This window comes from Desulfofundulus thermobenzoicus, from assembly GCF_009428905.1.
Taxonomy (GTDB): Bacteria; Bacillota; Desulfotomaculia; order Desulfotomaculales; family Desulfovirgulaceae; genus Desulfofundulus_A; species Desulfofundulus_A thermobenzoicus.
Map to the genome: position 1 here is coordinate 74,946 of NZ_WHYR01000007.1, position 20,853 is coordinate 95,798.

Annotated in this window: 23 protein-coding genes; 8 read left to right on the top strand and 15 right to left on the bottom strand. The window is 51.8% G+C overall.

The window, feature by feature from the left end; genetic code table 11:
- Positions 1–48: 48 nt before the first annotated feature.
- The gene (locus GFC01_RS04110; RefSeq protein ID WP_152945372.1) at positions 49–492 is read left to right on the top strand and encodes a flagellin N-terminal helical domain-containing protein; all 444 of its coding nucleotides are present in this window, start codon (positions 49–51) and stop codon (positions 490–492) included.
- A 2-nt stretch (positions 493–494) separates the two neighbouring features.
- On the opposite strand, the gene GFC01_RS04115 is transcribed toward GFC01_RS04110, so the two are convergent.
- The 12 genes from GFC01_RS04115 to GFC01_RS04170 all read right to left on the bottom strand — a co-directional run bounded on the left by GFC01_RS04115 (position 495) and on the right by GFC01_RS04170 (position 10,532).
- Positions 495–899, bottom strand: coding sequence for an RpnC/YadD family protein (locus GFC01_RS04115; protein WP_243137215.1), 405 nt, complete (start codon positions 897–899; stop codon positions 495–497).
- A gap of 84 nt (positions 900–983) precedes the next feature.
- Positions 984–1,901 carry an Rpn family recombination-promoting nuclease/putative transposase gene (locus GFC01_RS04120; protein WP_152945373.1) on the bottom strand — a complete coding sequence of 306 codons (918 nt, stop codon included), beginning with the start codon at positions 1,899–1,901 and terminating at the stop codon, positions 984–986.
- A gap of 34 nt (positions 1,902–1,935) precedes the next feature.
- Entirely contained in the window at positions 1,936–2,442 is a 507-nt protein-coding gene (locus tag GFC01_RS04125) for an RpnC/YadD family protein (RefSeq protein WP_152945374.1), read from the bottom strand.
- A gap of 245 nt (positions 2,443–2,687) precedes the next feature.
- Positions 2,688–3,653, bottom strand: a complete 966-nt coding sequence (gene pseB, locus GFC01_RS04130) for a UDP-N-acetylglucosamine 4,6-dehydratase (inverting) (protein ID WP_152945375.1) — start codon at positions 3,651–3,653, stop codon at positions 2,688–2,690.
- Positions 3,654–3,718: 65 nt separating this feature from the next.
- Positions 3,719–4,807 carry a UDP-2,4-diacetamido-2,4,6-trideoxy-beta-L-altropyranose hydrolase gene (pseG, locus tag GFC01_RS04135; protein ID WP_194174808.1) on the bottom strand — a complete coding sequence of 363 codons (1,089 nt, stop codon included), beginning with the start codon at positions 4,805–4,807 and terminating at the stop codon, positions 3,719–3,721.
- A 7-nt stretch (positions 4,808–4,814) separates the two neighbouring features.
- Positions 4,815–5,549 carry a cytidylyltransferase domain-containing protein gene (locus tag GFC01_RS04140; protein ID WP_194174809.1) on the bottom strand — a complete coding sequence of 245 codons (735 nt, stop codon included), beginning with the start codon at positions 5,547–5,549 and terminating at the stop codon, positions 4,815–4,817.
- A 55-nt stretch (positions 5,550–5,604) separates the two neighbouring features.
- Positions 5,605–6,663, bottom strand: a complete 1,059-nt coding sequence (pseI, locus tag GFC01_RS04145; RefSeq protein ID WP_152945378.1) for a pseudaminic acid synthase — start codon at positions 6,661–6,663, stop codon at positions 5,605–5,607.
- A gap of 95 nt (positions 6,664–6,758) precedes the next feature.
- Positions 6,759–7,343 carry a UDP-4-amino-4,6-dideoxy-N-acetyl-beta-L-altrosamine N-acetyltransferase gene (gene pseH / locus GFC01_RS04150; RefSeq protein WP_152945379.1) on the bottom strand — a complete coding sequence of 195 codons (585 nt, stop codon included), beginning with the start codon at positions 7,341–7,343 and terminating at the stop codon, positions 6,759–6,761.
- 92 nt (positions 7,344–7,435) lie between these two features.
- Complete coding sequence (locus GFC01_RS04155) at positions 7,436–9,298, bottom strand: DUF262 domain-containing protein (protein WP_152945380.1); 1,863 nt, start codon at positions 9,296–9,298, stop codon at positions 7,436–7,438.
- A gap of 199 nt (positions 9,299–9,497) precedes the next feature.
- Positions 9,498–9,791, bottom strand: coding sequence for a hypothetical protein (locus GFC01_RS04160; RefSeq protein WP_152945381.1), 294 nt, complete (start codon positions 9,789–9,791; stop codon positions 9,498–9,500).
- A gap of 275 nt (positions 9,792–10,066) precedes the next feature.
- Complete coding sequence (locus GFC01_RS04165) at positions 10,067–10,285, bottom strand: type II toxin-antitoxin system HicA family toxin (protein ID WP_341473745.1); 219 nt, start codon at positions 10,283–10,285, stop codon at positions 10,067–10,069.
- Positions 10,278–10,532 carry a type II toxin-antitoxin system HicB family antitoxin gene (locus GFC01_RS04170; RefSeq protein ID WP_152945383.1) on the bottom strand — a complete coding sequence of 85 codons (255 nt, stop codon included), beginning with the start codon at positions 10,530–10,532 and terminating at the stop codon, positions 10,278–10,280. Before GFC01_RS04170 ends, GFC01_RS04165 begins: the two co-directional genes overlap by 8 nt.
- A 489-nt stretch (positions 10,533–11,021) precedes the next feature.
- On the opposite strand from GFC01_RS04170, the gene GFC01_RS04175 reads away from it, so the two are divergent.
- Positions 11,022–11,327 (top strand): Druantia anti-phage system protein DruA, encoded by a 306-nt coding sequence (locus tag GFC01_RS04175; RefSeq protein ID WP_152945384.1) that lies wholly within the window; start codon positions 11,022–11,024, stop codon positions 11,325–11,327.
- Positions 11,328–11,494: 167 nt separating this feature from the next.
- Here GFC01_RS04175 and GFC01_RS04180 read toward each other — a convergent pair whose 3' ends face one another.
- From GFC01_RS04180 to GFC01_RS04190, 3 genes are all read right to left on the bottom strand, one after another.
- Entirely contained in the window at positions 11,495–11,953 is a 459-nt protein-coding gene (locus tag GFC01_RS04180) for a hypothetical protein (RefSeq protein ID WP_152945385.1), read from the bottom strand.
- A gap of 177 nt (positions 11,954–12,130) precedes the next feature.
- On the bottom strand, positions 12,131–12,430 hold the full coding sequence (locus GFC01_RS04185; protein WP_152945386.1) for a hypothetical protein: 300 nt from the start codon (positions 12,428–12,430) through the stop codon (positions 12,131–12,133).
- Positions 12,431–12,841: 411 nt separating this feature from the next.
- The gene (locus GFC01_RS04190; RefSeq protein WP_152945387.1) at positions 12,842–14,821 is read right to left on the bottom strand and encodes a motility associated factor glycosyltransferase family protein; all 1,980 of its coding nucleotides are present in this window, start codon (positions 14,819–14,821) and stop codon (positions 12,842–12,844) included.
- A 494-nt stretch (positions 14,822–15,315) separates the two neighbouring features.
- Here GFC01_RS04190 and GFC01_RS04195 point away from each other — a divergent pair, with 494 nt between their 5' ends.
- The 6 genes from GFC01_RS04195 (at position 15,316) to GFC01_RS04220 (ending at position 20,649) form a co-directional block, all read left to right on the top strand.
- Complete coding sequence (locus tag GFC01_RS04195) at positions 15,316–16,536, top strand: flagellin N-terminal helical domain-containing protein (protein ID WP_341473746.1); 1,221 nt, start codon at positions 15,316–15,318, stop codon at positions 16,534–16,536.
- A gap of 132 nt (positions 16,537–16,668) precedes the next feature.
- Complete coding sequence (locus GFC01_RS04200) at positions 16,669–17,265, top strand: DUF8042 domain-containing protein (protein WP_152945388.1); 597 nt, start codon at positions 16,669–16,671, stop codon at positions 17,263–17,265.
- A gap of 50 nt (positions 17,266–17,315) precedes the next feature.
- Entirely contained in the window at positions 17,316–17,663 is a 348-nt protein-coding gene (locus tag GFC01_RS04205) for a flagellar protein FlaG (protein ID WP_152945389.1), read from the top strand.
- A 49-nt stretch (positions 17,664–17,712) separates the two neighbouring features.
- Positions 17,713–19,281 carry a flagellar filament capping protein FliD gene (fliD, locus tag GFC01_RS04210; protein ID WP_152945390.1) on the top strand — a complete coding sequence of 523 codons (1,569 nt, stop codon included), beginning with the start codon at positions 17,713–17,715 and terminating at the stop codon, positions 19,279–19,281.
- Between the two features lie 40 nt (positions 19,282–19,321).
- Complete coding sequence (fliS, locus tag GFC01_RS04215) at positions 19,322–19,747, top strand: flagellar export chaperone FliS (RefSeq protein ID WP_152945391.1); 426 nt, start codon at positions 19,322–19,324, stop codon at positions 19,745–19,747.
- Positions 19,744–20,649, top strand: a complete 906-nt coding sequence (locus GFC01_RS04220) for a flagellar protein FliT (protein ID WP_152945392.1) — start codon at positions 19,744–19,746, stop codon at positions 20,647–20,649. The genes fliS and GFC01_RS04220 overlap by 4 nt, the downstream gene beginning before the upstream one ends.
- Positions 20,650–20,853: the final 204 nt, after the last annotated feature.

Below are 20,853 nucleotides of genomic sequence, written 5' to 3' on the forward strand. Positions count from 1 at the left end.
GACTGCCATGGCAATATTATACCATTCCCTGATTCGGAGGGGAAAACAATGCGTGTCACCCACATGCTGGTTGCCCGGCGCACCCAGAACTACATCCAGGATGCCATGGATAGGCTGGCCCGTACCCAGGAGCAAATGTCCACCGGCCGCAAGGTTTTGCGCTTGAGCGACGACCCACCGGCCCTGAGCCAGCTCCTCAACGTGCGAACGGCGGTGGAGCGGAACAAGCAGTACACGCGCAACATCACCGACGGCCTGAGCTACCTGGACGGGGCCGACACCGCCCTGGGCACGGCGAGCGAACTGTTGCAAAAGGCCATCGAATACGCCATCCAGGGCGCCAACGGCACTCTAGAGCCGGATGACATGGCCGCCATCGGCGAGCAGATCGATTACCTTTGCCGGCAAAAGGCAGGTATGTTGCATCGTGGATATCCCGATTTCAAGAGACGTGGGACGATAAACAATTACCGGAAATACATGATTACCTGATGTTACTCACCAACGCCGTCATTGATGATGGTCCGGGCTTCCTCCAGGGTATTGGCGGCGAATAATTCTTCCAGGACATAGTCCAGTAATTCCAGATTGGATATATGCTGAACTTTTTGCTGAAGATCTTTCGTTTTTTCACCAAACCTGCGGTCCAGATATTTACAGATGACTTCCCGGGCTTTTTCCACCTTACCCTTTATTTCCCCTTCCGCCCGGCCTTCCGCCCGGCCCTCTGCCCGTCCTTTCTCATGCCAGCTGGTGGTTATTTGCATGATCACCTCGACCTCCTTACGATCTAGTTTTCCCAGTTCCCGGTAATATTGTTCTTCTTCCTCCTGGTTCAGTTTCAAGTAAGTCTCGAAAAAACCGGCCAGCAATTCCATCCGGGCCGGGTCCAGCTTCATTCTGACCAGCTGGGGACGGTTCTTAATGTGAATTCACATCAAGAACCGTCCCTGATGTTTCCCTGATTTTCCCTCTGTACGGGCTCAGGTTTCTTTTATGATAGACCTTGCTTCCTGCAAGCTGGCTGCCTTGAAAATGCGGTTAATGATCCGGTTTAAAACTTCCAGGCTGTCTATGTGGCGCACTGCCTGCTGCAAATCCCGAGCATCATGTCCGAAGCGGACCTCTAAAAATTGACAAATGGCATCTTGAGCCATCGCTATTTTCCCTTCTGCTCTGCCCTCCGCCCTGGCCCCGGCCAGCATGGAAATCTCGTCCCGTGCCGCCTTCTCCCGCAGTTCGTACAGGCGGCGCTCAAGGCGGTTTTTATAAAACATCTCCTCTATGGTCATGGCTTTGCGTATGCCGGGATTTTTCATGGCTATCGCCTCCATCTCTTCCCCCTGCAGGTTATTAAGGTACATCAGCCATTCTTCCAGTGTGTTCTGCGGGCGCCTCTTCAGCCGCTTGGCTTTCTCCAGTTCCAGGAAATGTATTTCCAGGTCGTCCGTTAGTTTTTCGCCGCTCCGGTCTTCGCGAATGTGGAAAGTGTGGTGGTAGCGCTCGTCTTCTCTAAACCAGTCGAAGCCCAGGATGTTGATGGCGATGGTTTTGTGCAGCTGGCTGAATTCCTGCCCGCTTTGCAGCTGGCCGTGATAAAGTCCGGCCCAGTAAAACAGTGTGCGCTTGTCGATGTTGTACTTATTGGCTATCTGCACTTCAATGTTGATGATGGTACCGTCCTGTGTACGGGCCAATATGTCCAGGCGGGCCGCTCTGTCCAGAAGGTATTTGGGGTCGAGTTCCCGGTCCAGTAGTTCTACTTCGGCAAGCAATTTTTCGGGTGGTGGGTCCAGCACGGCGTTGAGCAGCCCCAGCAGGGCTTCCTTGCCTTCTTCCGAGCCGAATATGCGCTTGAATGCGTAGTCGTTGGTACGGTTGATGGGCGGTTTGGTTACCAAAAACTCACCTCCTGCGGGCAGGTGCTTGTTTTTATTATACCAGGCTGTTCCCTATGATATCCAGAGCCTCTTCCATTGTATTGGCAGCAAACAACTGCTCCAATATCCTGTCCAGTATTTCCAGATCGGTCAACTGCTGTATTCTTTCCTGTATATCGGCGGAATCCAAACCAAATCTTCGGGCCAGGTATTTACGTATGATTTCCTGTGACCGTTCTACTTTGCCTTCTGTACGTCCTTCCGCCCGTCCTTCCGCTCGTCCTTCCGCCCGTCCTTCCGCCCTAACACGCTCGCCCCACTCACGTGAGGCAGGGTACCTGGTCAAGAGTTCATAAATTTTTTTCTTTTCTTCGGCAGTCATTTTCAAGGTCATGCGCATCACCTCTTCCAGATCCTCTATTTGAACCAGTTCATTCTCAAACACAAAATCCACCAGCTGCGCCACTTCCCCGTCGGAGCGGTCTTTCACATACTTTTCCACCAGTATTGCCGATGATTCCGCCTTTAATCTTCCCCGTAGGGTAAAAAAGGCTGCAAACATATAGTTTGTCTGCGGGTCTCCCAGTTCGTTTATTATACCGTATCCGTCTGCTCCGGGGATAGCACTGCTTGTCGCCGGGGGGGTGACGAGAAGGGAGACACAAAGGGACGGTTCGTGCGCCAAGCAAAGCAAAGCAAAGTCACAAAGGGACGGTTCTGGTGTGAGTGTTAGAACACAAAAATCCATCCGGCAGATTTTCGTCTAACGTTAAAATTTAATACAAGTGTTCGATGCCCGTTGACCCTTCACAGCAATCTCCGCAGTTCCTCCACCCCCAGCCACTGCTCGTTCTTGTCGCTGGCGTATTCCCAACCCTCCGGCACCGGCCGGCCCGTGCTCCAGCTGCCGGTGGTCCAATAGGGAAAGGCGGGTTTGATTACGTAGAATTTCCCCACATCCAGGGTATTACGGGCTTCGTCCCTGGAAATAAGCACCTCGTGGATCTTTTCCCCCGGCCTGATGCCTATGTATTTAATCTCACACGTGGGACAAATGGCCCGGGCCAGGTCGATGATCCGCATGCTGGGGATTTTGGGGACGAACACTTCCCCCCCGTGCATGTTTTCCAGGCAATGCAGGACCAGGCTTACTCCCTGCTCCAGGGTGATCCAGAAGCGGGTCATGCGCTCATCGGTGATGGTGAGCACACCCGTTTCTTTTTGCTTTAAAAACAGGGGAATGACACTGCCCCGACTGCCCACCACGTTGCCGTAGCGGACCACGCTGAACAGGGTGCGCCCGCCGGCATAGGCGTTGCCCGCCACCACCAGTTTCTCCAGGCAGAGCTTGGTGGCGCCGTAGAGGTTCACCGGGCTTACGGCCTTGTCCGTGCTCAGGGCAATTACCCGTTGCACACCGCTGTCGATGGCGGCGTCAATGACATTCTGGGTGCCGATGATGTTGGTCTTGACCGCCTCAAAGGGGTTGTATTCCGCTGCCGGCACCTGCTTGAGGGCGGCGGCGTGCACTACATAATCCACTCCATAAAAGGCCCGGTAAAGGCGCTCCTTGTCCCGCACGTCGCCGATGAAATACCTTAAGCAGGGATATTTATCCTGGCTGAAGGTTTGCTGCATCTCAAATTGTTTCAGTTCGTCGCGGCTGAAAATGATCAACCTTTTGGGTTTAAAATGATTAAGGACAATTTCCACAAACTTTCTGCCGAAAGAACCGGTTCCCCCGGTAACCAGAATGGTTTTTCCATCGAGCATTGGTTTACCTTCCTTCCAAATGACTGGTATTGTAGTCTAGTTAACTGATCGTAAAGCAAGGCACTTTACTTAACCTCTCCCGACCCAAGTAATTCCTGGATAGCATCGGCACAGCGCACAGGTCCATAACCGTCAAATAGGGCACGGCCGGTTTCACTCATCGTGGTGCGCCGCTCCACATCCCGGGCCAGGGCAAGGATTTCTGCGGCCATAGCTTCCACAGGCGTTGCCCCACCCCAGCCCAAATTTACGGCAATACCCTGCCTGTCCATTTCTTTCGCATTGGGCTGCTGGTTTTCGGCCAGGATGAGAATGAGGGCGGGCGTGCCGGTGGCGGCGGCTTCAATGGCTGTAACCCCCCCGGCGCAGATGACCAGGTCGCTTTCCGCCAACAGCGGCAGGAGCGTGCCGGGTGCATAGTGAAAGTTAACCCGCCGGTCGCTGGCTGCCAGGTCCTTGAGAATCTCTCTTTTGGCAAAGCCGGGTCCCGCCACCACGTTCCATACCGTGCCAACCCAGGACAGTTGCAGTGCCTTTACTACCTTCAGGGTCAGGCCGGGTGGATCGCTGCCCCCCAGGGAGACGAGAATATTTTTCACCTCAGGTCGGATTTCCTTTTTGCGGGCAGTGCGGATAGCAGCGGGCAAAAGGGCATACCGGGGGCCGAGCAGGAGTTTCGTTTCCGGAAACACCGGCCGGTAGGCCAGATGGGGGGCAAAAATATTGTGGTTGATCAGGATATCTGCCGCCGGTGGGGCGACATTCAGGTCGTCGATCATGACCACCAGGGGAAAAAGTTCCCGGGCCTCAAGGTGATAATCGGCAGGAAGGGTATAGCAATCTGTAACCAGAACCCGGGCTCCGGTGACTTCGGCTGCCTTATGTAATAATGCCAGTTCCCGGGGTGGTTCAAGTGTTGTATCGTATTCTTCAGGCCAGTTCCTTAATATCTCTCCCCCTGCTGTTGCAATGCGGGTTCTGGCGTTATGGTCAAAGCTTCCGGCAAAGTAAGCGGCCCAACCACGGTTCATGCATTCTTCAGCCAGATTCAAGCAGCGGGAAAGGTGACCCAGACCCGTTTTCCGGTTGGCATCCAGACGGAAAAGAACAGCAACCTTTTTTTTATCGCCAGGGATTTTTATTTTCCGACCCATAAATAACTCATACCACTTTCTGCCGGACGTGGGCGTTAATCTGGAGCAACCGGGGCTCATTTTCCAGCAAATGGACCACGTCACGGAAATCTATCGGTGAACCGGGACGGTACAGCCTGTTATATATTTCCTCAATCAAACGAAAGTCGTCTTCCTCATCCACACACAGCCGCCAGTCCGGGTGGCGCAACTCCGGCGGGGCCGGGTAGCTGGCCAGGCGGAAGATTTCCGGATGCCGGTGTAGGTACAGGGTGACGTGCTCCCGGGAAGGCGCATCTTCCGCCAAGCGGTGTGCCTTCATCAGAGCCTCCCGGGTGCAGACTTCGGTGTCCAGGCCGCGGTGGAAACCGCTGCCCACCCAGGCGGCCACATAATCGTAATCATGGGCTAAAAAGTACCGCACCACGTTATCAACTGTGACCGGGTCAATCAACGGGCAGTCGCTGGTAATCCGGACCACCACACCTGCCCCGACCATTTCCGCCGCACCGGCGTAGCGGGCCAGCACATCCTCCTGGGGGCCCCGGTACCAGGCCACCCCGTGCTGTTCTGCCAGGTCAACAATAGGATCGTCCTGGGGCAAATACGTAGTGCCAATGACTATGGTGTCCAGCGTAACAGCCTCTTTCAGCCGTTCTATCAGGTGGGAGAGCATGGGCCGACCCGCCAGTGGCTTTAACACCTTCCCCGGCAGGCGAGTGGAGCCGGTGCGGGCCTGGACGATGCAGGCAATTGTAACCAATGTTGATTTGACCTCCATGTCTATTTACAATTAAGGAAATTTAAAGGCACATAAATTATTCCAGCAGATCCCAGGTGGCAGGTGTGCCTTTTGGCACGTCCCTTTTCACTTTTTTACCCAGTAAAATATCGTAATACTTTGGTGGAAGGCCAAACCCAGGTCTGATGGCCCTTAGATTTTTCTTTGTAAAAACTTCTCCTGACTGCATATCCTTTACAACATAAAGTGACCGCCTGAACTGTAGAGATTTTTTCTCAGCTTGGGTTGGTCCATAGGCAATCTTGCCAAGGGCCTGCCACGCCCGGGTACATTCTTCCACCAACTGCCTCATTTCATCCGGCTCCAGGGAAAAAGCGGCATCAACCCCTCCCTCGGATCGGCTAAGGGTAAAATGTTTCTCGATTACCGTTGCCCCCAATGCTACACCTGCTACAGCTACACCTATTCCGGGCGTATGATCGGAAAGGCCAACCTGGCAGTCGAAAAGCTTTCTCATATGAGGAATAGTTAAAAGATTGGAGTCCACCGGGTCGGCCGGATACGTGCTGGTGCATTTAAGCAATATAAGATCCTTGCAGCCGGCATCACGTGCTGCGCGAATGGTTTCGTCCAGTTCGGCCAGGGTTGCCATGCCGGTGGATATGATCATAGGCTTGCCGGTAGTGGCAACTCTACGTATAAGTGGAAGGTCGATATTCTCAAACGAAGCAATTTTATAACAAGGAACATCCAGGCTTTCCAGAAAATCAACTGCAGTTTCATCAAAAGGAGTGCTGAAGCCTACTAGCCCAAGCTCTTTACAGCGTTTAAAGATTGGCTCATGCCATTCCCAAGGGGTATAAGCTTCTTGATAAAGCTTATACAAGGACTTGCCTTTCCACAGACTTTCAGAATCATTAACTGTAAATTCGTCATGATCTACATCTAAAGTCATGGTGTTTGCCGTATACGTTTGTAGCTTTATAGCATGAACGCCGGCTTTGGCTGCTGCATCAACAATCTGAAGAGCCTGATCTAGGGAATGGTTATGATTCCCAGACATTTCAGCGATGATAAATGGAGGAAATTTAACTCCAATAAAATTTTTTGAAATACTAATGCTTCTGTGATCCATATTACAACCTCTAACTATTTCTAGATATGTTTATATTTTATCTCTCTGTCATTCTGATTAATATATAAACTTTAATAAAATCCATTAATATATTATCACTTAGCTATCAACTTTAGCATTCTACCCCGATGAATATTTAGCCAATCCTCTTTTAACATTGCAAGCCTAATTACATCGAAGTACTTGTTATCCCTGAAAATATGTTTTTTAAAATATCCCTCTTCCTCAAAGCCAAATTTTTTGTGTAAATTTAATGCTACTTCATTAAAACTAAGAACCTCACAATTAAGCTTATTTAGATCCATTACTAAAAAAACATGATCAAGGATTGTAAATTCAACTCTTGAACCGATACCTTTACCTTTTGTTTGCAAATCGCCTACATAAAAACCCCAAAATGCCGATTTGTTTTTAGCGTCTATATTATATAAGCATACTAACCCATTTTTCATTTTTCCATCATTGGAGAAAATCCAATACTTTACTGATGGATCATTAGATATTTTTTCATACCATTTTCTATGCTCTTCCGGTGAGATGATATGATTGGTATACATGAAATTTCTGATTTCATCCTGATTGCGCCACTTGCGTATAAGCTCTAGATCGTTTTCAGTAATTGTTTGGAGTCTGACAAGGCTTAGGGGCTTATTATTGTTATTATTCACAATGTCATTCATTGTTTCTTTCTCCTTTATTTCATATTCCGGCAGGAATAAGTCAAAATAACCATAATTAAATAATTTAATAAGTTAAGTACCTGGCATCCGGATTACACTTTCCATTCCTGAAGGGCAAATTCCACCAGGCGGTCGGTGCGGGCACTGATGAATTTTTCCGCGTCGTCAAGCATCCACCGGGTTCGGTAAGTGCCAAATGAAGTGTAGGTGGCAAGTTTTTGGAAACCTTCATCATTGGCCAGTTCTCTGGCCATGGCCAGGTTCGAGCCAATTTTTTCGCGATTTAAATATTCGTTCCTCTTCTGGAAAGGCAGACGGTTGGAAAGGGAAGCGTTCCACGATTGGTCAAGCAGGATCAAATTACCCAGCAGGTCCACAATTTTAGTGTGCTTCTCCTTAAGCTCGGGGCGCCAGTTCCCGTAATCGCTGTCCGGCGGAATCTGCGGCCAGACGTGTTCAATTTGCATATCTCTTGCCTGTTCCCAGCTTAAAAGGGAACTCTGCCCGCTTTGCTGCGCCAGATGCAGTTCCCACCTATATAAGAAATAACGTCTTTCCGGACCGGAAAGGGTGTTCCGCTGCAGGTTGTCTTTAAAAATGTTATCGCCGCCGTAGTATTCAATCAACTGTTTGAGACTGGCGGTAACCTCCTCGAGCCCGACCTGGCCGTGCCAGAGCCGGTAGGCCAGGGAAGAAAGGGTGCCGATGCCCGCATCGCTGCGCCGGTTGCACACCCGGTAGGCCCGCCAGGAAAACAGGTAGCAAAGCCGGAGAACTTCGCAAACATCCCCTGGGGAACCAGGCATGAACCTTTTGAAGACGGCCATCAGCAGGGGGGCGAAGTTGGCCATGGTGCCGGCAGCCGGGTCGTTAAGCAATTCGAAGTACTGTCCGGCAGCGCCACGGACGGCGCCAAAGCGGGATGAATCAGGCTTTCTCAGCCCTGCGTATAAATCAGCGGCCTCCACCAGACTTTCCACGTAATCCCTGGCGTGGCGCAAAACCTCATCGGAGTTCGGTGTACGGTTTTTCTCATCCAGGTGCTTGTCCTTCAACGCCCGATAAACATCGTAAATATTATAGATACCTGTCAATACTATCCAGTGATATCTGGCCAGGCTGTTCTCAAGGTCTACCGTGTCCTCGGCGTACCCCTCAATACGGCAAAGGTTCCGCAGGATTTTCTCCCAGGCCGCACCAACGGCTGCTTCCAAATCCCTTGCCGCCACCGCGTCAGGAGTTCTGGCCGCCAGATAGAGGAGATAGTTCTTGATTTTATCCAGTTCGGAAAGGGGCTTGCCGCGGTCGTTGGTGGTTTCGAACACCATCCCCGCCGTTTTGTTATCTTCCACCTGATAGGTAAGAAAAACAATTTTTTCGGCGATGTCTTCAAGAAAGGTCCGGAGCGATTGGCTCTCGTTACCGTAAACCTGGAAAATTTTCTGATCAAAATAGGCGCGGGCTTTCTGTAAACGGACTTGCCCCGGCGTTTCGGGGTCCCTTGTTTGCGGCTCCGGGGAAAGCACGCAATGCCAGAAGAAGTCGTCGTCGGTGGGGGGCGCAAGCTGTAACCTTCTCAAGCCGTAGCTGGGTCTCCGATCGTGGCAACCACAGACGTATTTCTCAAAGAATTGCCAGCTGTCGTCCTCAAAACCGGCCTGCTTGCGCAGAAGCCGGCATGCACAGGCAAAAAGAATCACCAGTGTGGTCAGGCGCTGCTGACCATCCACTATTTCAAAGCTGCCTGGCTCAGAAGAAGGCTTAAAGATAAGGGTACCCGTAAAATGGGAGGGCACTTCGCGGAGATTCTGCATGTCCTGCCAGATATCTTCAAGCTGCTTCTCGGTCCAGGCATAGGACCTCTGATAGGGTGGAACCAGGAACTTCACTTCATCACCATTATCACCATTAAATAGAGCAGAAAAGGTTAACGGCTGTGAAGAAATGCTTTTCATTTTTTCGCCTCCCGGGATAACTATATCAAGGAACTGCAGGGTTTCGTAATGGGCATCGCTCTGGGAAAACAGAGCCAGCCGGAGCTATTTCAAGATATAGTTCAGGTAGTTAGCCGGCCAGTCTACCCAACCCCGGAGGATTCCATAAGGTTTACCAATTGAATTTTCAATTGAACACAGGACAGTTTTATGGTGGACATCAAAGTGCTTGCTCCAACCTCTCTCCCGCCCTTTCCAATAGGTCCACGCAGATTCTGGCCAGGCCGCCGGTGGTGGTGAACCAGTCGCGGTGGTGCAATAGAATTTCCGCCCGGGTCGCTTCAGGGGAATCGTGCTTTTCCGGGACCGCACACATTTCCATCTCGAACTTGATCATATAAAACTGAAAAATATGCGCGAAAAACAGCTGGAAAGACGGGTGCCCGTTGATGCAGTTGTCCTTGTGGGCCATAATCTCCCGGTCTATTTCCGCCAGCAGATCGGCATTTGCCATGCTTCCACCGGATAGGTTTTCCGCCGCAGTAGCTGTTGGCCTTGCTTCTGTCGTTGTTGAACTATCCGTTTTCCCGCCCGAATGATTTTCCGCGGGCGTAGCGTTTTGATCCGCCATAGCGCCCGGCTACTTTTCTGCTACGATACCGTCTGCCTGATCATCCGCCAGTGGTCCTTTTTTTTCCACCTCTTTCCCCACCAGGATCTTCCTGCAGGAAAGGTTCGTGTTCGGCAAGCTTTTGCAGCCCCTGCTGGCATTCTTCCAAATTCCATTAGCTAATCCTTTAACCACTGCTCACGTGAGATGCCTGCTCTTTTTAGGATTCGCAACAGAAGATCCGCACTTATTTCTTTTCTATGCGGATTGGGTATTACTAACACTAAATTTTCTTTAATCATATATGGATGCTTTCCGCCAGAATATGGTCCACTAAAGCCAAAATTTTTCAGGCGCCGGACAAGTTCCTGCCAGGAAATAGAAGTTATCTTAGCCACCAAACTCAACCTTCTTTATTTCCTCAATGCTTCGTCCCCCTACCGGGGGTATCGGTAAGCCTTTCCTCAGCCTAATTATGATCCAGCCATCAATTGCTTCTGCCAGGTTCTGGCGGCATTCTTCCAGCGTTTTGCCGGTAGCCCAAACACCTTCTAATGAGGGGACTTCCCCGTAATACGGTTCTTCATCTTTGATGATTTCATACCTTGCCTCACGAAGGGCGGCATTGATATATTCAACTATCATAAATTTCCCTCCTGTTTGCCGGATTCAGTTCCTGCTCGGATTCAAAACACAGGTTAATCCACAAAAAGGCAGCCTTACGATTATTAACATATTTGCAAGAACTCGGGGCACCGGTTTCCTCGTGTCTCAGGACATGCTTGGTTTATACTTCACGGTAGTGTTATACAGTGTTAATTAATAATGTACACAAAGAGATGACAAAAATCAAGCCAGGTCGAGTTTCGTATGTTAAAATGTTCTGCTTAACCCCACGGCAACGTCAAAGTCAAAAATAACTCAAAAGCAACCCAATTTACAGAATTTATCCGGTTTTTTCCCCTGAAAAACAATTTAATTGCATGTATGGGTAGAAACTGGACTAAACCAGACGACCTTTACTCCCTGATGGTGCGGCCCATCTTCCGGGAGGAAGAGGATGCCTGGAGCAAATTGATGAACACCCATCACTACCCTGGTTTTAACCACCTTCCCGGGAAAAGCCTCAAATAATTGGCCTTGCTCAATGGACAATGGGTGGCCCTGGTGGGTTGGGGCGCCGCCGCCTTGAAGAATGGCCCCCGCGAAAAGTGGCTGGGCAGGTCTTCGGAGCAAAAAAAGCAGCGGTTAAATTACGTTGTAAACAACCAGCGTTTTTTAATCCTCCCCAACGTCCGGATCAAGAACCTGGCTTCGAAGGTGCTGGCCCTGAAAACTAAGCGACTCGCCGCCGACTGGCTGGCGGCTTTTGGCTACCCGGTATTGCTGGCCGAAACTTTTGTTGGCCACAGACGCTTTGCCGGTACCTGCTGCTCTTGAAATTTTTTGATACCAGGCCAAGTGTTCCTCAGGAGAAATAATGTGGTTGGCATACATATCGTTTTTTATTTCATCCTGGTTTCGCCAGGCACGGATAAATTCAATGTCAGCCTCATTAATTGGAAGGAATATTATAAAGCTATCCCTTTTTATCTTTTCATAGCCCCTTAAACTAAAATATCATAAAACGGTTTATAAGCATCTTTTTTATCTTCTGTAGCTATTGCACCAGCAATTGTTTCTCTTTGAATAAGGAAATATAGCTTCTTTTCAATCGGATAATACTTCGTCAATATTTTGTCAATGTGATTTACAAAAACTCTCCAGTATTCATTTAAGGAAGAGAAGTTAATAGAGTTCCACATATCTGCATAACTTTTTAAGTCTATGTTACTATCCTTATGAGCAGCAACTTTGTTCCTTATGTATCGGAAATTAAACTTATTTTCAAGTTTTGTTATTTCCGATAATAACTCTTTGTGCTCTAGGCTTTTATATTTGGTATTGTATTCTGTAAGTTTGCTCAACAAGTTAAACAAACTGTTTAACTCAACAATAAAATATTTTCCGATCAGTTTTTGTGAATAATCGTTAATAAAGGCTAAAATTTGTAAAATGCCATTCAAGACCTCAATATCTTCAAGTGTCAGTGCTAATTTGGATTATTTTCTGCTCATTTACTTCGCTACCCCAGGCATTTGCTTGAGCGCTAAATAAAATGTTTCTTTCTGCAAATCTCAATGGATTACCACTAAATCTAGGCTTAAAATTTGGCGATAGTTGCTCAGGTAAATCATTCAGTATCAATTTAACACAATCTTTTTTCCAGACATCATTTGCCACTTTATAAGAATATTGCTCAGCCTCAGCCTCAGCCTCAGCCTCAGCCTCAAGCCGAAAATACTTTCCATGTGGAATTCTACAACGTTTGCCGTTCTTAAACTCAACCTTAATTTCTTTTCTATATATGGAAATAACCTTACATGACAAAACTTTATTGTTTTTTTTTTTTTTTTTTTTGGATTTTTGGGGCCTCCAATGTTTTTAGCACTCCCCTCATAATAAACAACGTATACTTCATCCCCGAGTTTTAACTCATTCATTTATTCCCCCCTCCCCCAATAAACAACAGTGTGCTCTTTGCCTAACTGCAGGATAAATGAGCGATGCAGGTTCGATTGTCCGCAAAGCACGAGTATTGTCCCATGCTTCCTAGTTTATCCTAAAATCCAGATGAGCCACCCTCTCATTCTCTTTTCGCTTCATATTCATTCGCTACTTTCGCTAACAGCTCCAGAGTTTCTAGTGACTTTCGGTTCCGTCCCGGGTCCTTCCTGCTCACGCCGTTTAAGGTTATTTGCAACACGCAAGAGATGCAACGCGACTTCCTGATTCAATGTCGCCGTAGTTTCCTCTTTCCTGCAGGCTTGGTACTTTGGCCACAACCCGGTTTTATGAACTTAGTGCTAATTATAAACTGATGTAAAATAACCAGTAAGGTTTTAGAGTGAATATCAAAGCGCCTGCTCCAACCTCTCCCCCGCCCTTTCCAGAAGCCCTACACATATCCCGGCCAGGCCGCCGGTGGTGGTGAACCAGTCGCGGTGGTACAGTAGAATTTCCGCCCGGGCCGCTTCAGGAGAATCGTGTTTTTCTGGGACGGCGCACATTTCCATCTCGAACTTGATCATATAAGACTGAAAAATGTGCGCGAAAAACAGCTGGAAAGACGGGTGCCCGTTGATGCAGTTGTTCTTGTGGGCCATAATCTCCCGGTCTATTTCCGCCAACCGGTCTTTGTAATCTATTCTATCGCCCGATTGTTTCTCCGTTGAAGGCCTTTTTTTCACAACCTCTTCCCCCGCCAGAATTTCCTGCAGGAAAGGCTCGTGTTCGGCAAGTTTTTGCAGCCCCTGCAGGCATTCTTCCACCACCCTTTGCATGGCCCGACGGGTATCTTCGATAATGGTCGCCACCCTGTCCGCGTCCCGCTGGCTGTCCCTGGCGGAAAAGCCGGCGATGGCGCTGTGGATAATTTCCAGCGGGTGGAATTCAGCGGTCATGTACCGGTCAATGGCTTCCTGGAAGGTCATTACTTTCGTTCCAGTTATATAAGCGCCACCTTCGGTGCAGTTGACACAGGTTCCATTGTAAGCGGCCACGTCCAGTTCATAATGCTTGAGAAACTGGTACCATATACGCGATGTGCGGATGGGCCGGCCATCGTTGCCGGGAACCTCCAGGGTATTTTCTTCGCCGTAGAAGGCCTGTTGTTTTTCCCCGTAGGGTGTGCCCCGGGCGTGGGTATCGCCTTCCCGGCTGAAAGCCAGGTCCTGGCCGATGAGGATGATGGGGTTGCAGCCCAGGGCTTCGGCCACCTTAAAGGCCATGTTTCCCGCCGACGGGCCGATGTTCAATATTCCCTTGTCCACGTCCAGCCAGCGGAAGTGATCGAAGTTCCGGTAAACGATGATCCTGGGGCCGGGGTAGGCCTGGTAGACTTCCCGCCGCACCACCGGGCAGGCGGCCAGGTAGACATCCCGCACTTCCTCCGGACTGAAGCCGTCGATCAGTTTTACCACTTCCGGCACCCGCTCCAGGGAGGTGACCAGGTGGGGTTTGACCCCCATGTTCATGAGGATTTTCAGTGAGGCATCCACACTGATGATTAAAGCCCGGTTTTCCAGCCCCTTGAGCAGGTGCTTGTTTTTATTCAGGGAAGGACCGGTGGCCACCACCACGGCCGGACGGTTTTTAAACCGGTTGTAGAGCAGGTTTATCCCAGGGTTGGAGAGAATTTCCGGCAGGTTTTCCAGCATATTCTCAATGCCGATCAGGGAATCCTTCGGGTCGTTGCCGAAGTGGATTACCTGGTGGGCGGCCGCCTCCCGAAGAGTCCGCAACGCCTGCAGGTAATAGTCCCGGTGCAGGGACAGGGCGCTGGCATGGTAAACCGGCTTCATGGCCCGTAATAGGATAAATTTTTGTTCCTCTTCCAGGAAGCGGCGCAGGGCTACATAGAGTTCTTCCCCCTCAAGACCCACGAAGAAGGAGATGCGCTGATTTTCAAAAAGGGGCGCCAGGTTGTTGCAGAAAAGGGCGGTTTTGAACATTTCCAGGTCCCGCTCGATGACGGCCACATAGCGGGTTCCCAGAACGGCGGCGAAGTGCTGCAGGTAGATCAAGAGTTCATAGCCCAGGCCAAAGCCCAAAAAGACGGCCAGAAGGTTGTTTTTTAACTTTAAGGCAGCAATTTGTTTATGTACGTCGGCAAGGGGGTCTGCCGGGTGGTAATACACGCCCCCTGCCGTCATTTCCAGATTGAAAACCATGGCCTCCCCGCTGCCGGAAGCAATTACCCGGTAACGTCCCGTGAGGGGCGTTTTTTCCAGCCGCCCGGCCAGACCGGGGTGGTGGCGGGACAGGGCCTTTAGATTGGCCCGGTACAGCTCCTGGGGCCATCCGTCCCGGTGGGGTTTTCTCTTAGCTTTCATTGCCGTATCATTCTTCCTTCTTCTTTAAAATATAGTACCGGCAAGCCTTTATAATTGTTGTGCTGCGGAAAAATACGAAATATGTAAAACCGGCAACCGGACCAACCCGGCCGGTATACTTATAAACAACCTCTTCCGGGATGATGAAGTGTTCCGCCGCCCGATCTTTTCGATTCGATTAAAAATAAGGCAAACCTTCTTTCCACTTTTAAGTTTCGGTTAAATGTGGGCAGAAATTAATGCCGCCGCCCGGCAAACCCCTAAAGAAAATATATCCAGCGGACGAATGAGTAAGTGAGGGTGGACCGGTGCGCTCCTGTCCGGCGGCCGACGGTGGGGATGGAGCGTTCGGGTGAGCCTGTCCCTGGGGCGGAAGTGCCCGCCTTAATCGCCCCGGGGCAAATGCAGCCCGCCTTTCACCGCCCCGGGGCAAGGGCGGGTTATCTTACATCCCTGCAATATTAATAAGTGTGTTAAAAGGAGGCAAGAAAGCAGTGATCATCAACCACAACATCAGCGCTTTAAACGCCTGGCGGAGCCTGAACCAGACCAACAGCGCCCTGGCCAAGTCCCTGGAAAAGCTGTCCTCCGGAATGCGGATCAATCGGGCGGCCGACGACGCCGCCGGGCTGGCCATCTCTGAAAAAATGCGCGGCCAGATCAACGGTTTGAACCAGGCGGTGCGTAACGCCCAGGACGGCATTTCCCTGATCCAGACCGCTGAGGGTGCCTTGAACGAAACCCACAGCATCCTGCAGCGCATGCGGCAACTGGCGGTACAGGCGGCGAACGACACTTCCACCAACGACGACCGGCAGAAGATCCAGGACGAAATGAACCAGCTCGCAGCGGAACTTTCCCGGATCTCCAACACCACCGAGTTCAACACCAAGAACCTGCTGGCCGGCGGGTTTACCAGTCAGTTGTTCCACATCGGGGCCAACCAGAACCAGAACATCCAGTTGAACATCAATCCCATGGATGCCTATTCCCTGGGCGTAACGGCGGATTACGGCCAGGTAACCGGAGTAGGATCAAATTCTGCCGGAATTACCGTACAGGTAATTGGCAAGGGTTTGTCGGGGACATATAAAGTTAATCTTAAAGCAGCTACTGCGGCTACCACAAGTACGACTGCAAACTATGATTCAACTTCTGCAACATTAACGGTAACTTTAGCTGCAACAAGTACAGGTGGTGTAACCGCTACCCTTAATGATGTCATTAACGCCATTAATAACGCTAATGGTCTAAGCGGTAAAAGCTTCTCCTTCCTGGCCACCCTTGAAGGCGGTGTAATCGGGACTAACAAAGCTTCTGCTGAAAATGTTACAATTAGTGCATTCACAACGTCTAAAAATGCCGGTGTAACTATCAACGGCGTGGTGACATCCGATGCGGTGGCGGCCAAGGGTATTCTGGTCCTCCGCCAGGACGCCGCCAACAACGCCATTACCGTCATTAACAATGCCATAAACACCGTTTCCATCGAGCGCTCCAAGCTGGGTGCCGTGCAGAACCGCCTTGAGCACACCATCGCCAACCTGGGTGTCTCCTCGGAGAACCTCTCCGCAGCCGAGTCCCGCATCCGCGACGTGGATATGGCCCAGGAGATGATGAACTTTACCCGCAACCAGATCCTGCAGCAGGCCGGCACGGCCATGCTGGCCCAGGCCAATATGGCGCCTCAAGCGGTGCTCAAGCTCCTCGGCTAATTTTTCCGGCACATTTAGGCCGGCCGGTTTTCCCATGCCGGCCGGCTCTTTACATAACTTTATAAAGCCGATTCGGTCTTTGACATGACGGAACCGGTGGGAAGCGGCGGCTGCGGGGAGGTGGGTCGGCCTATGAAGATATTTGTAAACGGTATGGAAGTAACGGAGGAATTTTTTTCGCCTCCCCTGCCCGGCACGCTGGCCGGGGCGGTGGAAGGGGTTTCTTTGCATTTATGGCAAAGGGGCCTGGTTATCGAAAACATCCATGTGGACCGCGAGGATTGCCGGGAGGCCCCGGGCGGTGAAGACGCCGCCGGTGATGGTCTTTATCTGGAAATAAGGGCGGGGAGAATGCCCGGGGCACTGGCGGACATTGCCCTGGCCCTGGCGGAACTGCTGCCCACCGTGGCCATTGCCGCCCGTGAGATTTGCCAGTTGCTGGAGGCGAAGCAGGTGGAGCGGGCCATGACCGGACTTGGTGATCTGGCGGACGCCCTGGAGAGCATAAGGCATGCTTTCGTGGTGGCCAGCGAGTTGCTGCCCAACCGGGAGTATTTCCCCTTCTCCCGGGCGCTGTCGGAGATGGAGGGCGTATATCCCTTAATGGTCCAGGCCCTGGATGAGGGCGACCTGACGGCGCTTTGCAACATCATGCAGGGTAATTTGATACCATTGTTGCAGGGCTCCTTTACCCGGCTAAGGCCGGAGCCAGCGCAGGAACTGCACTGACACCGCAGAGCATTTGATAACCCGTACCCGGGAAAGGAATGTGAAACAAAATGGGCGTTACGGCGGTAGAGGGCAAGAAGGCCCTTGAATTAATGCCGGACGGTACTTTCTTGAATTCCGGGCAGACCAGCGGGGATACCGAACGGCTCCCGGCTGCCCCGGAAAAAGCGCAGGAAGATCGTTTCCTCACCCCCGCCCTGGAAAAGCTGAGCAAAACGGCCCGCATTTATGATTACCGCTTTCATTTTAAAATCCACGAGGCCACCGGGCGGATAATGGTGCAGATAATCGACCAGGAGACGGGAGAGGTTTTAAACGAAATCCCGCCGGAGAAAATCCTGGATCTGGTGGCGCATATCCAGAAGCTTATGGGACTTTTGGTGGATGAAAAGGTATAAGAAAATCAGGATGCCCAGCAATCAAAGGGTTTAAGGGGGATATTCATTCATGAGCTCTTATTTCAACCCGGTCAACCGCATGACCGGCCTGGCTTCCGGATTGGACACCAAAAGCATGGTGGAAGATTTGATGAAGGCGGCCCGCATGCCTCTGGACCGGATGCTGCAGAACCAGCAGTTGCTGAAGTGGCAGCAGGAGGACTACCGGGCAATCAATACAACCCTCACAAACCTGCGCACCAATTACGGTTTACCCATGGAGCTGCAGGCCACCTTTACGGTAAAAAAGGCCACTTCCAGTGATGAAACGGCGGTGACGGCCGCTGTGGGGGCAAACGCGCCCACCGGCACCTACCAGGTGGCAGTTTCCCAACTGGCCCAGGTGGGTAGCCTTGTCAGCACTCAAAGCCTGGGAGCCGGTTTCGACCCGGACGCAAAAATGTCCGATACGACGAAATCCTTTGGTCTCACGGCGCCCACGTCCTTTACCATCAGCACCTACAAGGCCGATGGTACTGTAGATCAGAACATCACCATCAATGTCAGTCCCGACCAGACCCTCAACCAGCTCCTGGCGGACATCGGGACGAAGACAGGCGGCCGGCTGACCGCTTTTTACGAAGCCAGCACCCAGAAGGTGGTGATTTCCACCACCAAAACGGGATATTATTACGAAAACAAGTTTACTTTCACCGGTAGCTTTTTAAGCGACAAGTTGAAAATAACAACTCCCGCTGATCTGACCGGCCAGGATGCCGTATTAACCTTGAACGGGTTATCCATTACACAGCATGAAAACACTTTTACGCTGAACGGGGTAACATTTACGCTGAAAAAGACCATTCCATCTACATCACCGGTACTGATTACTGTACAGACGGACACCGATGCCATTGTGCAGAAAATTAAAGATTTCATCCAGCAGTACAACGACGCCCTGAACCAGATAAACAGCAAGCTAAAGGAAGAACGCTACCGGGACTACCTCCCCCTGACGGAAGACCAGAAGAAGGATATGTCCGAAGAGGAAATTAAAAATTGGGAGCAAAAGGCCAGGAGCGGGCTGCTGCAGAACGACCCCCTGCTCCAGAATATGGTTTATGACCTGCGCACGGCCATCACCGGCGTGGTGGACGGCCTGAACGCGAGCATGAACGCCCTGGCGGACATAGGTATTACGGAGGGATACATGCTGGACGACCAGGGGAAGATCATCCTGGGGGCCTACACGGATGGCGGCAAGCTGTACCTGAACGAAAATATTCTAAGAGAGGCCGTGAACCGGGACCCGGAGGGCGTGATGAATCTTTTCACCCGCACCGGAGCCACCGACAAGGAAAAGGGCATCGGCGTGCGCTTTTACGAAGCACTGGGCCGGGCCGTGAACCGGCTGACCGATGAAGCCGGCGCTCCCAGCAGCTTTTCCCTGGTGGACAACAGTTTCCTTTCCACCTCCATACGGGAGATGCAGGATAGAATCGACCGGGAGAACGAGCGGCTGGCCCGCCTGGAGTCCCGGTACTGGGAGCAGTTTACCCTGATGGAACAGTACATCGCCCAGATGAACAGTCAGAGCACCTGGCTGGCCCAGCAGTTCAATATGTACGGGGGAAGATAATAGATGGACAAGGACGATTGTTTAAAGAGGTGAATGCGGATTGGCTTTGAACAACCCCTACCAGCAGTACCGCCAGAACGCCGTCCTGACCGCCGACCCGGGGCGGCTGGCCTTGATGCTTTTTAACGGCGCGGCCAAATTCACCAGCCAGGCCCGGTCCGCATTGGAGGCCGGCGACCTGCCGGGGGCCCACCAGAAAATAATCCGGGCGCAGGATATTATGGTTTACCTGCTGGCCACCGTCAACGACGAGACAGATGTGGGCCGGAATCTGGCTGCCCTTTACGATTACATGTACCGCCGGCTGGTGGAGGCCAATATAAAAAAGGACGCCGGCATACTGAATGAAGTGGCACGGATGCTGGAGGACCTGGGGGCCACCTGGCAGGAGGCGCTGCAAAAGGGCGGCGGACCGTCCGGTGAAATGTCCGGTGCAGCAACAGCCCGGGAGGGGGCCGTGGAATGAAGGAGCATGGGCAGTTGGGTTACCCGAACAGTGCCGGGGTGATCGGCGGTGGATTTGTTATGGGCAGGAACGCTGGCGAGGGAAATCACCAGCCGGAGCGCCAGGATTTGCACCAGCCGGGCTGTTTTACCACGGATAGTGCCGCTGATGACGCGGGCCACCGGCCGGAGTGCCTGGCATTGCACCGGTCGGTCTGCTGTACCACGGAAATCGCCTCCGGTGAAGGGGGCCGACCGGTTGCCCGTAAACTGGCCCTGCTGCGGGAGTACCGGGCCATGACCGAAAGGCTCCTGGCGGCTTTGCATACATCCCGGGGACGGGAAACAGGTGCCTCCCCTACCGTTCCCGCCGGCGCGACCATGGAACGGCAGAACACGGCCGCTGAAAATAGCCCGACCTGTATAGTGAGGGAAACGGTCCCGGGCCGCCATAACAATCCGGCGTTCATCAGGGACAACCCGGAATCCGCCGGAGGGGATAAGATGGATCATTCCCTGACCGTCCTGACTGGAGGCAGCGAGAACAACCCGGAATCCCCGGAGACGAGAGGCGAAGTCGAACGCAGGACGGCGGCTTCTTGTGGAGATAAGAACCCGGAATCCCTGGAGCAGGAGCTTTTAACCAGTGTGGGTCAACTGCTGGCCGCCCGGCAGGAAATCATCCGGCAGATAGATGAGCTGGACCGGCAACTGACGGCATCCGCGGCACCTCTTTTGGGTGCGGTGGAAACCCGGTCGGCGTTGCAGGAGATCCGGGCGCTGGAAGAGCAAAGCAGGCATTTGATGGATTGCCACCTGCAGGAGCTGAGAAATAAAATAGTCCGCCTGCAGGCGGGGAGACGGGCCCTGGAGTATATGAAGGTCATGGCCGCCGGCGCCGGGAAGCTGGATGCCAGCCGGTAGACAGCCGCCAGACAGATGCTGGATAGACGGTAGATTGGTCGCAAGGTAATGGTCTGCGGAACCGGTTGTGCCGGTAGGCGGCATCGGGTGCTGAAATTAAACATGCACATGCCACTAATAAGCACCTGCCCGGTTGTTTCCCACATCTCTGCGACAGCGCTTCATGAATTGTCCTGCAAATTCACGGCTTCTACCATTTTATAG

Excerpts from the sequence above, each read along its gene's own strand:
- GFC01_RS04110 (WP_152945372.1), top strand. The coding sequence starts at position 49 with ATGCGTGTCACCCACATGCTGGTTGCCCGGCGCACCCAGAACTACATC.
- GFC01_RS04115 (WP_243137215.1), bottom strand. The coding sequence starts at position 899 with ATGAAGCTGGACCCGGCCCGGATGGAATTGCTGGCCGGTTTTTTCGAG.
- GFC01_RS04125 (WP_152945374.1), bottom strand. The coding sequence starts at position 2,442 with ATGTTTGCAGCCTTTTTTACCCTACGGGGAAGATTAAAGGCGGAATCA.
- pseB (WP_152945375.1), bottom strand. The coding sequence starts at position 3,653 with ATGCTCGATGGAAAAACCATTCTGGTTACCGGGGGAACCGGTTCTTTC.
- pseG (WP_194174808.1), bottom strand. The coding sequence starts at position 4,807 with ATGGGTCGGAAAATAAAAATCCCTGGCGATAAAAAAAAGGTTGCTGTT.
- pseI (WP_152945378.1), bottom strand. The coding sequence starts at position 6,663 with ATGGATCACAGAAGCATTAGTATTTCAAAAAATTTTATTGGAGTTAAA.
- pseH (WP_152945379.1), bottom strand. The coding sequence starts at position 7,343 with ATGAATGACATTGTGAATAATAACAATAATAAGCCCCTAAGCCTTGTC.
- GFC01_RS04155 (WP_152945380.1), bottom strand. The coding sequence starts at position 9,298 with ATGAAAAGCATTTCTTCACAGCCGTTAACCTTTTCTGCTCTATTTAAT.
- GFC01_RS04160 (WP_152945381.1), bottom strand. The coding sequence starts at position 9,791 with ATGGCAAATGCCGATCTGCTGGCGGAAATAGACCGGGAGATTATGGCC.
- GFC01_RS04170 (WP_152945383.1), bottom strand. The coding sequence starts at position 10,532 with ATGATAGTTGAATATATCAATGCCGCCCTTCGTGAGGCAAGGTATGAA.
- GFC01_RS04185 (WP_152945386.1), bottom strand. The coding sequence starts at position 12,430 with ATGAATGAGTTAAAACTCGGGGATGAAGTATACGTTGTTTATTATGAG.
- GFC01_RS04190 (WP_152945387.1), bottom strand. The coding sequence starts at position 14,821 with ATGAAAGCTAAGAGAAAACCCCACCGGGACGGATGGCCCCAGGAGCTG.
- GFC01_RS04200 (WP_152945388.1), top strand. The coding sequence starts at position 16,669 with ATGAAGATATTTGTAAACGGTATGGAAGTAACGGAGGAATTTTTTTCG.
- GFC01_RS04205 (WP_152945389.1), top strand. The coding sequence starts at position 17,316 with ATGGGCGTTACGGCGGTAGAGGGCAAGAAGGCCCTTGAATTAATGCCG.
- fliD (WP_152945390.1), top strand. The coding sequence starts at position 17,713 with ATGAGCTCTTATTTCAACCCGGTCAACCGCATGACCGGCCTGGCTTCC.
- GFC01_RS04220 (WP_152945392.1), top strand. The coding sequence starts at position 19,744 with ATGAAGGAGCATGGGCAGTTGGGTTACCCGAACAGTGCCGGGGTGATC.